Annotated in this window: 12 protein-coding genes; all 12 read right to left on the bottom strand. The window is 46.8% G+C overall.

Going from position 1 to position 13,982, the window contains the following annotated elements; all coding sequences use genetic code 11:
- Positions 1-21: 21 nt before the first annotated feature.
- The 12 genes from MKZ32_RS06655 to MKZ32_RS06600 all read right to left on the bottom strand — a co-directional run bounded on the left by MKZ32_RS06655 (position 22) and on the right by MKZ32_RS06600 (position 13,944).
- On the bottom strand, positions 22-1,659 hold the full coding sequence (locus MKZ32_RS06655) for a methyl-accepting chemotaxis protein (RefSeq protein WP_239796553.1): 1,638 nt from the start codon (positions 1,657-1,659) through the stop codon (positions 22-24).
- 172 nt (positions 1,660-1,831) lie between these two features.
- Entirely contained in the window at positions 1,832-3,133 is a 1,302-nt protein-coding gene (locus MKZ32_RS06650) for a putative bifunctional diguanylate cyclase/phosphodiesterase (protein ID WP_239796552.1), read from the bottom strand.
- A 44-nt stretch (positions 3,134-3,177) separates the two neighbouring features.
- Positions 3,178-3,708, bottom strand: a complete 531-nt coding sequence (locus MKZ32_RS06645; protein ID WP_239796551.1) for a chemotaxis protein CheD — start codon at positions 3,706-3,708, stop codon at positions 3,178-3,180.
- Positions 3,705-4,511: a CheR family methyltransferase gene (locus MKZ32_RS06640; protein WP_239796547.1), complete on the bottom strand. Its 807-nt coding sequence runs from the start codon at positions 4,509-4,511 to the stop codon at positions 3,705-3,707. Before MKZ32_RS06640 ends, MKZ32_RS06645 begins: the two co-directional genes overlap by 4 nt.
- Before the next feature lie 148 nt (positions 4,512-4,659).
- The gene (locus MKZ32_RS06635; protein ID WP_239796546.1) at positions 4,660-5,199 is read right to left on the bottom strand and encodes a chemotaxis protein CheW; all 540 of its coding nucleotides are present in this window, start codon (positions 5,197-5,199) and stop codon (positions 4,660-4,662) included.
- Positions 5,200-5,211: 12 nt separating this feature from the next.
- Positions 5,212-7,518 carry a methyl-accepting chemotaxis protein gene (locus MKZ32_RS06630; protein WP_275584265.1) on the bottom strand — a complete coding sequence of 769 codons (2,307 nt, stop codon included), beginning with the start codon at positions 7,516-7,518 and terminating at the stop codon, positions 5,212-5,214.
- A 367-nt stretch (positions 7,519-7,885) separates the two neighbouring features.
- The gene (locus MKZ32_RS06625) at positions 7,886-8,158 is read right to left on the bottom strand and encodes a hypothetical protein (RefSeq protein ID WP_239796550.1); all 273 of its coding nucleotides are present in this window, start codon (positions 8,156-8,158) and stop codon (positions 7,886-7,888) included.
- A 1,019-nt stretch (positions 8,159-9,177) separates the two neighbouring features.
- On the bottom strand, positions 9,178-10,245 hold the full coding sequence (locus MKZ32_RS06620) for a protein-glutamate methylesterase/protein-glutamine glutaminase (protein WP_239796549.1): 1,068 nt from the start codon (positions 10,243-10,245) through the stop codon (positions 9,178-9,180).
- An 18-nt stretch (positions 10,246-10,263) separates the two neighbouring features.
- Complete coding sequence (locus tag MKZ32_RS06615; RefSeq protein WP_239796548.1) at positions 10,264-10,794, bottom strand: chemotaxis protein CheD; 531 nt, start codon at positions 10,792-10,794, stop codon at positions 10,264-10,266.
- The gene (locus tag MKZ32_RS06610; RefSeq protein ID WP_239796547.1) at positions 10,791-11,597 is read right to left on the bottom strand and encodes a CheR family methyltransferase; all 807 of its coding nucleotides are present in this window, start codon (positions 11,595-11,597) and stop codon (positions 10,791-10,793) included. Before MKZ32_RS06610 ends, MKZ32_RS06615 begins: the two co-directional genes overlap by 4 nt.
- Positions 11,598-11,745: 148 nt before the next feature.
- Complete coding sequence (locus tag MKZ32_RS06605) at positions 11,746-12,285, bottom strand: chemotaxis protein CheW (RefSeq protein ID WP_239796546.1); 540 nt, start codon at positions 12,283-12,285, stop codon at positions 11,746-11,748.
- A gap of 12 nt (positions 12,286-12,297) precedes the next feature.
- Positions 12,298-13,944 (bottom strand): methyl-accepting chemotaxis protein, encoded by a 1,647-nt coding sequence (locus tag MKZ32_RS06600; protein ID WP_239796545.1) that lies wholly within the window; start codon positions 13,942-13,944, stop codon positions 12,298-12,300.
- Between the last annotated feature and the right edge of the window lie 38 nt (positions 13,945-13,982).

Here is a 13,982-nt window from a genome sequence, read left to right as displayed (position 1 = left end):
GGACAGAGCACAACTGTAAGACTACAACTTAAATTTACCTACTGTAGCAAGCATATCGCTTGCTAGTTTTTCGAGTTGAATTGCAGAGCTTGCGGTCTGGCCAGCAGCAGCAGTATTTTCTTCTGCCTGTTGAGCCACCCGCTCAACGTGAACAGCAATATCTTGGCTTGCACTATTTTGTTCATTGAGCGAGTCGGAAATATTATTCACCACTGCCACCACTTTTGAAGATCCGTCTTTGATTTGAATAATGGATACTCCCGCTTCTTGAGCCAATACCGCACCTCTGTCTGCCTCAGTTACAGCAACTTTCATTGTCTCCATGGCATTATTCGTACTGCTCTGAATACTTTGTATCATGTGCGAAATTTCTTCTGTGGCTTTAGAGGTGCGTGCAGCTAGCTTTCGAACTTCATCTGCTACAACGGCAAACCCTCTACCTTGCTCACCTGCTCTGGCTGCCTCAATCGCAGCGTTTAGTGCCAACAAGTTGGTTTGATCAGCCACTTCTTTGATTACCTGAACAACGGAAGATATTTGGTTGGACCGTAAGCCAAGTACTTCAATTGATGTGGAGGTTTGCTTAACCGTCTCAGCTATTTGCATCATCGTTACAGCTGCATTTTGAATGATTTCAGCACCCTGGCTGGATAGATTACCTGATTTGATTGAAATATCCTGTGCTTCACGTGCACCATCAGTAATGAGCGTTATTCCGACGGTTACTTGCTCTACAGTTGCCGCCATCGCAGACGCAGATGAACTCTGCTCTTCTGAGCTACGTGCTACTTGCTGAGCGGAAGAAGATAACTCAAGGGCCGCTTGTGATACACCGTTTGCGTTGTTAGTGAGTGATAGTAAAGAGCTTTGCAGGCTAATAATCAGCTCGTTGAATGTTTTTGAAGTCTGACCAATTTCGTCATCACTTTCGATATTTATTCGGCGTGTAAGATCATTAGTGTTTTTAATTTCGAGCATCGTACGCTGCACATTTAGTAGAGAAGCCGTAACCGACTTAGAGATCAGCATAGAGATACAAACTGTTACAGCCACTGATATAACTAAGACCGTTAACATTAAAAACGTCGCTGAATTTATTCGAGCAGCCGCGGTATTTTCATCAGCAACGAAGCGTTTATTAGCATTTTCAACCACGCGCTCAATGGCTTTGCGGTGATGTTCATAAGCTGATTTCATTTTTTTCATTGCTTTCTCAGAGACATCTTTATTTCCGCTCTCTATCGCAGGAACAAACTCTTTAAGTGCCATTTCATAGAATGCGGCAGCTGGTTCGTGCGCATCCTTGAGTAGAGGTTCACTAAGATCTGGTGATAAATTTTCTGTTTTCCAAAATTCATAACGAGTGTCATATTCGTTTTTTAGCGTTTTAAGGCGAGCAATCAATGAGGGCTGATCGTTTTTATCGCTCTCTTCCAACTGCAAACTAACCAAATAGGATTCGATGATGTATTCAGGAGGAGGAAGAATATCTGCTACCAAATCTTTGCCTTGAACTATGCGGTGATAAATTGGGCCGTTGACCTTCAGCTCATTGAGCGTCTTGAATGACCACATACCATAAATAGAGAAGCCGACGACAACGGACAAAACGATTAAGCCAAAACGATAAGCTAATTTGATGTTATTCAGTATCTGCATGTAAAACCTCTTATTGTGATTCAGCTAGCGACCTGCTCAACACGGATTGAATGCCTGATTGTCGAAAATTGAAGAAGGCATTTTCACAATTCCCCTACTTGTATTCGTATCGGCAGAATAGTACTGAACTGTAACGATCGACTAAAAGTAGCCCAAGCAGGGGTTGTTTTGATTAATCCCTTGTAGGTGAAATGCCAGTTTGCAATAAAGCTGTGAAATCATTTACAGTCACCGGATGGCTAAAGTAATAGCCTTGGCCCTCGTCGCAATCCTGAGCAAGAAGAAGTTCGTATTGCTCTCGTGTTTCTATACCCTCCGCAATGACACGTTTCTTGAGATTTTTACCCATGCTTATCACCGCACTGACGATGGCAGCATCGTCCGCGTTGCTGCACATTTGCTTCACGAACGACTGATCAATCTTCAGGGTGTCGATCGGAAATTGTCTCAGGTAACTCAGGCTGGAATAGCCAGTACCAAAATCATCGATCGAAAGCTTTACACCCAAATCTGCAAGTGTATGAAGCATAGAATCAGTACACCCGGCATCTTGCATGAGGACGCTTTCGGTTAATTCCAGTACCAGATAGCGCGGCTCCAAGCCAGTTTCCTTGAACACTGCACAGATATTATCTAAAAAATTCCTGGCGCAGAACTCGAGCGCAGAGGTGTTAACTGCAACAATAATGGGCGGTAGCCCAGCCTGCTGCCAAGATCGAGCCTGGAGACAAGCTTCCCGTAGCACCCAACGGCCCAACTGCAGAATCAAGCCACAGTCTTCGGCGATAGCCACGAATTGTCCTGGCGGTATCAGCCCTCGTTCCGGATGTTGCCAGCGGATAAGCGCCTCGGCACCGACAATCGCACCACTTGTAAGATTTATTTTTGGTTGGTAATACAACACAAATTCCTGTCGTTCAAGTGCGCGACGCAAGCTGGCTTCGATGGTTTGCCGCTGGACGGCGCGATCATTCATGTCCTGCTTGAAAAACTTGTAATTATTGCGGCCGTTGTCCTTGGCAAAATACATCGCAGTATCCGCGCTCTTGATGAGGGTCTCCCCATTCTTCCCATCATCAGGATAAATACTGATACCAATACTTCCACTGATATAAAGATAGTTTTGATCGATATTGTGAGGTAGGGCGAGCGCGGCCAATATCTTTTGCGCACAAATAGCAGCATCTTCCGGATGCTTTATATAAGGTAAGAGCAGGACAAACTCATCACCGCCCTGACGGCTGATGGTATCCGAGTGACGCACACAACTTACCAAGCGTTGCACAACCGATTGCAGCAGTTTGTCACCCACCCCATGTCCTAATGAGTCATTGATATGTTTAAATTGATCAAGATCCACAAACAACAGTGCAATTTGCCTACCTTGACGACAGGCCAACTCAATCGCTTCGTTAAGTCGGTCTTGAAACAATATACGATTAGGCAAACCGGTGAGAACATCATGAGGGGCCAAATGATCTAGCTGAACTTTAGCTGCTTCAACTGCCGCTCTTTAAATCATGCCTGGGTTACGCCGGGTTTGCGCACCCAGACATTGCCGTTATGAATATCAAATACAATCTGCCGATGACTATTCCCTCCCATGTCTTCGGCTGTGACCACGAATCCGTGTGAAGCAACAAGCGAGCGAGCAATAGTCATGTTTTTGCAGGAGATGTTCATGCATATATTTATACTATCAGTGCAACCTTTAAGATCGCACGGGTTCTTTTTTTTTATACCGGGAAACATGTTGCCCGCTCCGAATAATTTCACGGTATATTCTGAAGGGTGTGTTTTGGCTGCCCGAATTTCCCGCGCAAACATTTGCATGGCTTCCTTCGCATAACGGCCATCGAGCGAATTCGCCGAAGCGTTTTCCCGGGCAGGTAGCAGGTAGTGACACATGCCACCGATTAGTCTTGTCGGATGCCACATGGTAATAGATACACAGGACCCAAGAAGGGTACGGATGCGAGTATTCATATCACCGAAATAAAAATCTCCCGGCTGTAAAAATACTTCAATGACATTTCCAGACCGCTTCATGGCTTGCTGTATATAGACGGGGATACCAATTTCAGGCCATCGGTGATTCCATTAAGGCTTTCTGAATGGCTGACAATAAAATAACCGCCAGGCTTCAAAAATGGCAACATGCGTGCAACTACTTGGCGTTTTGTATCCATGTCGAAATAGATCATGACATTACGCAGAAAAATAACGTCAAACTCGCCCAGCTTCGGCAGTGTTGTATTCAGATTGATTTGCATGAATTGCATGCGACTGCGCAAGCTGCGCTCAATCATGAAAGTACCTTCTTGGGAACCAGTACCCTTCAGGCAGTGCTTAGAGAGCAGAGACTGCGGAATATTGTGCGCCCGTTCCATGTCATAGTGGCCAGAGCGGGCTTTTTCGAGAACGCGGGTGCTGATGTCGGACGCGACGATTTCCCAAGGCGTGCTAGACAAACCATCGGCAAGTGTCATGGCGAGGCTGTAAGGTTCTTCGCCGGACGAGCTGGCTGCACTCCATAAGCGAAATGTTTTGCCTGCATGCGCCTTGGGTAAAATCTGCCCTCGCAGAAAATCAAAGTGTTTGGGTTCGCGAAAAAAATAGGTCTCGTTGGTGGTAAGCAGATCCAGTGCAGTCTGTAATTCCGCTGCTTCGGTGCTCTGAGTAATCAGCCGGAAATAATCACCATAGCTGGTCAAATCATAGTGTTTCAGCCGCTTGGACAGACGTCCTGAGACCAACGCTTTTTTTGCGTCGGAGAGATTAATCCCGGCGGTGCGATGTAACCAGCTACGGAACTGGTTAAATTCATCATCTCTTAGCGTGGCGGTATGCATTGGTTTTTTCGTTCTACAGTTTATTGTAAACGCTTGGTCTACCTGGGATCGGCAAAACTGCCGAAGTGGATGGCATCAGGATGGAGAAAGTTTGGTAAATTACGCCAACTTTCACCCATCCGTCGCTCACCATGCGTGTTCTGCTTGCTTACGCTAATACTGCCTCAGCAATCTCCGTCACGCTTGCCCCTGACAGCATGGCCATTTCATTCACTGACAGTACGCGGTCAGCGTTGAGTATGATCACGAACTGACCGTTTACTTTACCCATGCCGCTGATGAAGTCAGCCCGGATCCTGGCACCGAAACTCGGTGCCGGCTCAATTTCAGCGGCTGGTATTTCGAGCACTTCTGATACCGAATCCACGACTACGCCGACATCCTGCTTTTCGTCATCCGCTTCGACTTCAATGATGACAATACAGCTACGCCGCGTTACTTCGGATGCGGTGCGGCCGAAGCGTGCCGACATGTCCACTACCGGCACCACTGCACCCCGCAGGTTTATCACGCCGCGAATGAAATCCGGCATCATGGGTACGGTAGTGAGGTTGCCGTATTCGATGATCTCCTTGATGCCGAGGATGCTGATGGCAAACATCTCGCCTCCAATCAGGAAGGTTAGATATTGCCCCCTTTCCTGCTGCACGACAGCCGCATGAATTTCCTTTTTAACTAGTGCGCCCATGGCTATCTCCTATTAAAATCGGGCAAATTCAGCTTCATTCGGGATGCCAGCAAGGGCGTGCATGGCAGCTTTTGCTTTTGCCTTGGCCGGGCGTGCAGCTTTGCTATTTGTAGATGCAGCTACCCTGTTTACAGCAGCCTGACGTTGCTGGCTGCCGCTGGTATTCGTCTTTACTGTAAAGAATCCCATTATCCCTTGCAGTTGATCCGCCTGACCGCTCATTTCCTCAGCGGTTGCAGCCAGCTCTTCGGATGCCGATGCATTTTGCTGAGTCATCTGATTCAACTGTCCCATGGCGTTGTTGATCTGACTCACGCCGGAAGATTGCTCTTCCGATGCGGCGCTGATCTCCTGTACCAAATCGGAAGTCTTGTTAATGGAGGGCACCATTTCATCCAACAGTCTGCCAGCCTTCTCCGCCATCCCGACGCTGCTGGAGGCCAGCTCGCCAATTTCCTGCGCCGCCACCTGGCTGCGTTCAGCCAGTTTGCGCACCTCCGCTGCCACTACTGCGAAACCCTTGCCATGTTCGCCCGCCCGGGCTGCTTCGATGGCAGCATTGAGCGCAAGCAAATTCGTCTGATAGGCAATGTCGTCGATAATGCTGATTTTCTTTGCGATTTCCTTCATGGCCGACACTGTCTGCCCGACCGCCTCGCCACCCTCGGTCGCTTCCTTGGCTGCCTTGCTGGCCATACCGTCGGTAACCTTGGCATTTTCGGTATTCTGGCTGATTGAAGCGCTCATCTGCTCGATCGAGGCACTGGTTTCTTCCACACTGGCTGCCTGTTCGCTAGCAGCTTGTGACAACGATTGTGAAGTGGCACTAACCTGTTCTGAGGCTTGTAACAAGGCATCCGTTGAACTGATTACGTCGGTAACAATATGCGATAATTTTTCAACTACTTCGTTACTAGCCACCTTCAATTCACCAAATGTTCCCGCGTACTCCTTCTCTATGGTTTTCGTTAGATCGCCTTGAGCAAGGGCTGCAAGAACACGCAATACATCGTTCAGTCCTTCCTCGCTGGTTGCCATTAATTGATTGATGTCTGTGCTAACTTTAGCGGAGAAACCGGTTTTCCCTTCTTCTACAACCCGTAAAGTAAAGTTACCATTCACTGCCCCTTCAACAATAGAACTGATCTCATTTTCGATCGCCACCTCTACAGTGCGATCATTCCATTCGACAACACTGCCAAGGCGCTCACCCTTATCGTTCAACACCGGATTAGCCGACAGCCCAAATATACGGGCACCCACGGTAATTTGCGCCTTGTGGTTACTGTTGAAAGTGGCAAGCAAGTGCTTCTGGTGTGACGGATTTTTGTGGAATTGATCGATATTGGAACCGACCAATCTCGCCACCGAGAAATTAGGCAAAGCCTTGCGCATGTCAGCTTCAGCATTAGACAACATACTTACAACAGCGGCATTCGCGTAAATAATATTTCGATCATTGTCGGCTATCATCACATTGGTACTAACGCTATCCAATGCGATCTTAATACGCAGATTTTCATTGGCAATTTTTGCCGCCTCCTCTACGTTCGAACGAATATTGTCTGCCATGATTTGCATGGCTGCGAGCAGTTGGCCAGTTTCATCTTTAGAATTTACATTGACCTTGACAGTCAGATCACCTTTAGCCAACTGATTAGACACACTCACTGCTTCATTCAATGGATTTGTTATGCTGCGCGTGACCCAGTAGGCGATACCTGCAGCTAGCCCTAAAGCAATTGTTGCCAGGGCCAGCATTAAGTTACGTGCAAAGTTATAGTTTTCGGTAGCCTCCTTGGCGGTTGTCCGAACTAACTCAACTTGAAAATCGTTAAAAACATTCAAATTAGCTTGATAAGCTTCCAGGGTGGGCCGTAGTACGTTAGTCATAAATGCCCGCGACTCGTCTTTCTTCCCATCTTTAATCATGGTTATCAAGTTTTTCTGGCTATCGATATACTTTGCGCGATCATCCAGAATATGTTGCAGCATCTCCTTTCCTTTCGGCAATGCGATAAGCTTTTGTAACTTATCTACATTGTCTTGAATTTTTTTCCGCGCTTCGATAACCTTATCTTCCTGCTTTACCAGATCATCGCGTTTATCTGTGAGCAACATATTTCTTAGCGCGATAGCAATTTTATTGGTTTCATTATTGATATCCGTAATCATAGCCACTTTAATATTTCTATCACTAACCACCAGATCCAACATTTCATTCAATTTTGAAAGTCGTGTAATTGCTATCGACGCTATTATTATTAGTAAAATCAATACCAAACTAAATCCAAATCCAAGACGCATACCTATTTTCATGTTTTTAAACATAACCAGCCTCTCTTGTTAATATTTTAAATATAAATATGGAACCCCATATTGAGCGAGGCACCTACATTCGTTACATAGACATGTTTTCCGATTGGCTAATTATTGAACCAACAATTACACATCTAAAATCAGTGCTACTTCATTGCTGCCCGATATAGGGGTGCCACTAATCTCACACTGAGGGGTTGAATATCTTGCTCAACAACTTATCACAGCCTGAATTTCACCCGACTGCTATCTACAACATATACGCCGCATACAGCGCCATATTTAACTGCCACTACGTTCTGGATAAGTAACTATTTCCAGAAAATGTACTTTCTATGTATCTTTAACGGATATTTTATTCATTACTTTAATTTTCCATCAATTGGTAAAAACCACCTGCTTTAGCTGGTGCATTTAAGGTTTTAAATGCTATGAGTTTCATTACATGCTCTGTGAATATGGTTTTAGCGTAGTCCGCCACGGTTCGCTCACTCTTAGTGGGCGGCGGACGTAGCCTCAACCCACCTACTTTAGTAGGTGGTAGTTGAATTTGGTATTTGAGATTTGCCGAGATAGCGACAGAAATATTAATAACAAACTGAGTTTGATATATTGTTTTATTAAGCAACACATTCTGCATGACAGCAGCCAGAATGCATCCGAAACGCGCAATATCATGAGCACAGGGTGACTGTCCATTCCTGGCGATATTAGCCGGTTATGCTTATGTTTCAAGCTTGCGCGGCAATGCAATCACTCCACAAATCAAGAATTCATGATCAACGTGTTTGACCATCAACACATACAGGATCCCTTGTCCTCCGGTTCATACACTTGCTCTTCTAGCGTTGAAATCATAGTTTGAAATTTCTTTCAAAACTCAAGGGCGCTATAAAGTTACAAGTTATACAGCCGTTACTGAATGAGGAGTAGCGGAAGTGTGAGCAAATTTTTAATGAATTTGAAAACAGTGGAGGAATCGTGAAATTTAAAAAATTGATTGCAAAGTTACGCTGCTGGGGACAGGAATTTTTCTTTATATACCAGCAGCATTAACAATACCCAGAGAGACTGGTCAGCTACACCCAAAAGCTTGCTTCCGTTCCAAGCAGACTTTCATAGTTCATCAATAGCGAGAAAGTTGCCACACAGAAGTGATGAGCTATGTCATGAACTTTTTTTCTTGGCTACCTGTAAATCTGTCGATTATTAATGTCGCCACAGGTATTAATTGGTAACCTGCGAAACAGATAATAATTAATCGGGAGCGGATGCAAAACTAAATATTTGCCCAAGTATCCGCTACAACAAAGCAGTTGGAATTGACCAGGCTTACAGCTCTTTTGAACAAAAATGATCTATTGCTAATTTCGGTCGATGTGAATATTCCGTTCTGTTGCAGCAACATTTAGATAGGCCAAACTATGCCTTCCAAAACTCGCAACACACACTACAAAATAAATGTTGGATTTCATTTTTGGATGAGGCAGAAATCCAAGCAATGCCACGACAACCAAACCGAAAAATCACTGTAACTCAACTACACCCGACTTAAATAAGTGGGTTAACGCAGCTTAGATATAAATAATTTTAATCGTCTGCATCCAAGCTGAATGTGCATAATTTAACACCTCAAGACTCGATACCTGCCAGCCCCATTTATCTTCCCAAAATAGCCCAATGCATTTCATGCAATGGCACCACCTTTTTTGCAGCGCCCAGCTTAATGGCTTCCTTGGGCATACCGAATACAACACATGTAGCTTCATCCTGCGCCACCGTGGGAGCTCCTGCGTCCAGCATTTCTTTCAGGCCGCGTGCACCATCGTCACCCATGCCTGTCATGATGATGCCGGTGGCATTTTTTCCCGCAAACTTGGCCACTGAGCGGAACAGCACATCCACTGACGGACGATGGCGATTAACCAAGGGGCCATCCACCACTTCAACATGGTAATACGCGCCGCTACGCTTAAGCAGCATATGCTTGCCACCGGGAGCAATCAGGGCAAGACCCGGAATAACACGATCGTTATTTTTTGCCTCTCTCACTTCTATTTGACACAGACCGTTGAGACGTTCAGCAAATAAGGCAGTAAATTTTTCCGGCATATGTTGCACGATAACTATGCCGGGGCAAACTCGCGGCAATGCTGTCAACACGGCTTCCAGAGCCTGTGTACCACCGGTCGAGGTACCGATGGCAACAATTCGTTCGGTGGTTTGCGCCATGGAATGTGCAGTGGCTGCTGAGAGAATAGCATCGGCATTAAGTTTTACTGCCACTTGTGGTAGCGGTGCTGCCGCTCTGACCTGGCGCCTGACGTTGGCCTGGGCTGCCGCCCTGACTGCAGCTACTAAATCGTTTGATGATTCCTGCAAAAAACTTTTCAACCCGACTTTGGGCTTGGTAATAATTTCAACTGCTCCAGCGGCAAGCGCTTGCATGGTGGTTTCCGCACCTTTTTCCGTGAGCGTAGAACAGATCACCACCGGCGTGGGGTGTTCAGCCATTATTTTTTTGAGGAAGGTGATGCCGTCCATGCGCGGCATCTCCACGTCTAGCACGATGACATCCGGCCATTCGCGAGTCATTTTTTCCATGGCAAAAATAGGATCGGATGCCGCGCCAATTACCTGAATGTCCGGTTCCTGATCCAATACTGCCTGCAATACTTGCCGCACTACAGCCGAATCGTCGACCAATAACACTTTAATTTTTTTCATTTATTTATGCTCTTTAAATCATGCTTGGGTTACGCCGGGTTTGCGCACCCAGACATTGCCGTTATGAATGTCGAATACAATCTGCCGATGGCCAGCCCCTCCCAAGTCTTCGGCTGTGACCACGAATCCGTGTGAAGCAACAAGCGAGCGAGCAATAGTCATGTTTTTGCAGGAGATGTTCATGCATATATTTATACTATCAGTGCAGCCTTTAAGATCGCACGGGTTCTTTTTTTTTATACCGGGAAACATGTTGCCCGCCCCGAATAATTTCACGGTATATTCTGAAGGGTGTGTTTTGGCTGCCCGAATTTCCCGCGCAAACATTTGCATGGCTTCCTTCGCATAACGGCCATCGAGCGAATTCGCCGAAGCGTTTTCCCGAGCAGGTAGCAGGTAGTGACACATGCCACCAATTAATCTTGTCGGATGCCACATGGTAATAGATACACAGGATCCAAGAAGAGTACGGATGCGAGTATTCGTATCACCGAAATAAAAATCTCCCGGCTGTAAAAATACTTCAATGACATTTCCAGACCGCTTCATGGTTTGCTGTATATAGATGGGGATACCAATTTCAGGCCATCGGTGATTCCATTAAGGCTTTCTGAATGGCTGACAATAAAATAACCGCCAGGCTTCAAAAATGGCAACATGCGTGCAACTACTTGGCGTTTTGTATCCATGTCGAAATAGATCATGACATTACGCAGAAAAATAACGTCAAACTCGCCCAGCTTCGGCAGTGTTGTATTCAGATTGATTTGCATGAATTGCATGCGACTGCGCAAGCTGCGCTCAATCATGAAAGTACCTTCTTGGGAACCAGTACCCTTCAGGCAGTGCTTAGAGAGCAGAGACTGCGGAATATTGTGCGCCCGTTCCATGTCATAGTGGCCAGAGCGGGCTTTTTCGAGAACGCGGGTGCTGATGTCGGACGCGACGATTTCCCAAGGCGTGCTAGACAAACCATCGGCAAGTGTCATGGCGAGGCTGTAAGGTTCTTCGCCGGACGAGCTGGCTGCACTCCATAAGCGAAATGTTTTGCCTGCATGCGCCTTGGGTAAAATCTGCCCTCGCAGAAAATCAAAGTGTTTGGGTTCGCGAAAAAAATAGGTCTCGTTGGTGGTAAGCAGATCCAGTGCAGTCTGTAATTCCGCTGCTTCGGTGCTCTGAGTAATCAGCCGGAAATAATCACCATAGCTGGTCAAATCATAGTGTTTCAGCCGCTTGGACAGACGTCCTGAGACCAACGCTTTTTTTGCGTCGGAGAGATTAATCCCGGCGGTGCGATGTAACCAGCTACGGAACTGGTTAAATTCATCATCTCTTAGCGTGGCGGTATGCATTGGTTTTTTCGTTCTACAGTTTATTGTAAACGCTTGGTCTACCTGGGATCGGCAAAACTGCCGAAGTGGATGGCATCAGGATGGAGAAAGTTTGGTAAATTACGCCAACTTTCACCCATCCGTCGCTCACCATGCGTGTTCTGCTTGCTTACGCTAATACTGCCTCAGCAATCTCCGTCACGCTTGCCCCTGACAGCATGGCCATTTCATTCACTGACAGTACGCGGTCAGCGTTGAGTATGATCACGAACTGACCGTTTACTTTACCCATGCCGCTGATGAAGTCAGCCCGGATCCTGGCACCGAAACTCGGTGCCGGCTCAATTTCAGCGGCTGGTATTTCGAGCACTTCTGATACCGAATCCACGACTACGCCGACATCCTGCTTTTCGTCATCCGCTTCGACTTCAATGATGACAATACAGCTACGCCGCGTTACTTCGGATGCGGTGCGGCCGAAGCGTGCCGACATGTCCACTACCGGCACCACTGCACCCCGCAGGTTTATCACGCCGCGAATGAAATCCGGCATCATGGGTACGGTAGTGAGGTTGCCGTATTCGATGATCTCCTTGATGCCGAGGATGCTGATGGCAAACATCTCGCCTCCAATCAGGAAGGTTAGATATTGCCCCCTTTCCTGCTGCACGACAGCCGCATGAATTTCCTTTTTAACTAGTGCGCCCATGGCTATCTCCTATTAAAATCGGGCAAATTCAGCTTCATTCGGGATGCCAGCAAGGGCGTGCATGGCAGCTTTTGCTTTTGCCTTGGCCGGGCGTGCAGCTTTGCTATTATCCGCCGCCACCTTATTCACGACAGCCTTGCGTTGACTGCCGCCGACATTCGTTTCGACTTTAAAGAACCCCATGGTCTGTTGCAGTTGCTCCGCCTGATTGTTCATTTCCTCAGCGGTAGCTGCCAGCTCTTCAGATGCCGATGCATTTTGCTGAGTAATCTGGCTCAACTGGCTCATTGCGGTATTGATCTGACTCACGCCGGAAGATTGCTCTTCCGATGCGGCGCTGATCTCCTGTACCAAATCGGAAGTCTTGTTAATGGAGGGCACCATTTCATCCAACAGTCTGCCAGCCTTCTCCGCCATCCCGACGCTGCTGGAGGCCAGCTCGCCAATTTCCTGCGCCGCCACCTGGCTGCGTTCAGCCAGTTTGCGCACCTCCGCTGCCACTACTGCGAAACCCTTGCCATGTTCGCCCGCCCGAGCTGCTTCGATGGCAGCATTGAGCGCAAGCAAATTCGTCTGATAGGCAATGTCGTCGATAATGCTGATTTTCTTTGCGATTTCCTTCATGGCCGACACAGTTTGCTGCACTGACTCGCCACCCTCGGTCGCTTCCTTGGCTGCCTTGCTGGCCATACCGTCGGTAACCTTGGCATTTTCGGTATTCTGATTGATGGAAGCACTCATCTGCTCAACCGATGCACTGGTTTCTTCCACACTGGCTGCCTGTTCGCTAGTGGCTTGGCTCATGGATTGGGCAGTCGCGCTTACTTCTTCAGAAGCGCTGGAGAGATTGTCCGAGGCACTGCGCACTTCAGTGACAACCTGCGACAATTTTCCTACCATGTTTTGCATGGCTATAAGTAATTGACCGGTTTCATCTTTAGAAGTCACCTCGATCTTTGCAGACAGATCTCCTTCGGCTAATTGGTTTGCCACGTTCACGGCTACATTCAACGGTTTGGTAATGCTGCTAGTGACCCATAAGGCGATACTTGCGGCCAATGCCAGCGCAATCGCTACCAGGGCCAGCATCACGTTGCGTGCCATGTTATAACTATCGGCGGCATCCTTGACGGCTGTAACCACCAACTCATTCTGAAAATCGTTAAATTTATTCAAGCTGGCTTGATAAGCGCCTAGGATGGGACGCAGTACATTAGTCAAATACACCCGCGCTTCATCGTTCTTCCCTTCATTAACAATATTAATCAATGTCTTATAGCCATCAACATATTTTGTTCGGGCCTCCAGAACTTGCTGCAGCATCTCCTTTCCTTTCGGCAAGATAACTATCTTTTGCAATTTCTCTACGTTTTCTCCAATTTTATTCTTCGATTCAATAATTTTTCCTTCTTGTTTCTTCATGTCATCACGGCTATCAGTGAGCATCATGTTTCTTAACGCGATGGCAATGGCAGTGGATTCGCTCTTGATATCCGTCACTACACCCATTTTCATATATCGATCATTAACGATAAGATTCAGCATATCGTTTTGCTGCGAAAGCCGCGAAATAGCTAAGACCGCGATGATTAACAGTAAAATCACCACCAAGCCAAAACCAAAGCCCAAACGCATACCTATTTTCATATTTTTAAACATAATTTATTCTCCCAGTGATTACTTTAAGTAAAGTTTAT

Source organism: Candidatus Nitrotoga arctica, assembly GCF_918378365.1.
In the GTDB taxonomy this organism is placed as follows: domain Bacteria; phylum Pseudomonadota; class Gammaproteobacteria; order Burkholderiales; family Gallionellaceae; genus Nitrotoga; species Nitrotoga arctica.
This window is presented reverse-complemented; position numbering and strand designations above follow the sequence as displayed.

What these genes read in the sequence shown, in the direction of transcription:
- MKZ32_RS06600 (WP_239796545.1), bottom strand. Translation starts at nt 13,944, where the DNA reads ATGTTTAAAAATATGAAAATAGGTATGCGTTTGGGCTTTGGTTTTGGC.
- MKZ32_RS06615 (WP_239796548.1), bottom strand. Translation starts at nt 10,794, where the DNA reads ATGAAGCGGTCTGGAAATGTCATTGAAGTATTTTTACAGCCGGGAGAT.
- MKZ32_RS06645 (WP_239796551.1), bottom strand. Translation starts at nt 3,708, where the DNA reads ATGAAGCGGTCTGGAAATGTCATTGAAGTATTTTTACAGCCGGGAGAT.
- MKZ32_RS06620 (WP_239796549.1), bottom strand. Translation starts at nt 10,245, where the DNA reads ATGAAAAAAATTAAAGTGTTATTGGTCGACGATTCGGCTGTAGTGCGG.
- MKZ32_RS06635 (WP_239796546.1), bottom strand. Translation starts at nt 5,199, where the DNA reads ATGGGCGCACTAGTTAAAAAGGAAATTCATGCGGCTGTCGTGCAGCAG.
- MKZ32_RS06605 (WP_239796546.1), bottom strand. Translation starts at nt 12,285, where the DNA reads ATGGGCGCACTAGTTAAAAAGGAAATTCATGCGGCTGTCGTGCAGCAG.
- MKZ32_RS06625 (WP_239796550.1), bottom strand. Translation starts at nt 8,158, where the DNA reads ATGCAGAATGTGTTGCTTAATAAAACAATATATCAAACTCAGTTTGTT.
- MKZ32_RS06630 (WP_275584265.1), bottom strand. Translation starts at nt 7,518, where the DNA reads ATGAAAATAGGTATGCGTCTTGGATTTGGATTTAGTTTGGTATTGATT.
- MKZ32_RS06655 (WP_239796553.1), bottom strand. Translation starts at nt 1,659, where the DNA reads ATGCAGATACTGAATAACATCAAATTAGCTTATCGTTTTGGCTTAATC.
- MKZ32_RS06640 (WP_239796547.1), bottom strand. Translation starts at nt 4,511, where the DNA reads ATGCATACCGCCACGCTAAGAGATGATGAATTTAACCAGTTCCGTAGC.
- MKZ32_RS06610 (WP_239796547.1), bottom strand. Translation starts at nt 11,597, where the DNA reads ATGCATACCGCCACGCTAAGAGATGATGAATTTAACCAGTTCCGTAGC.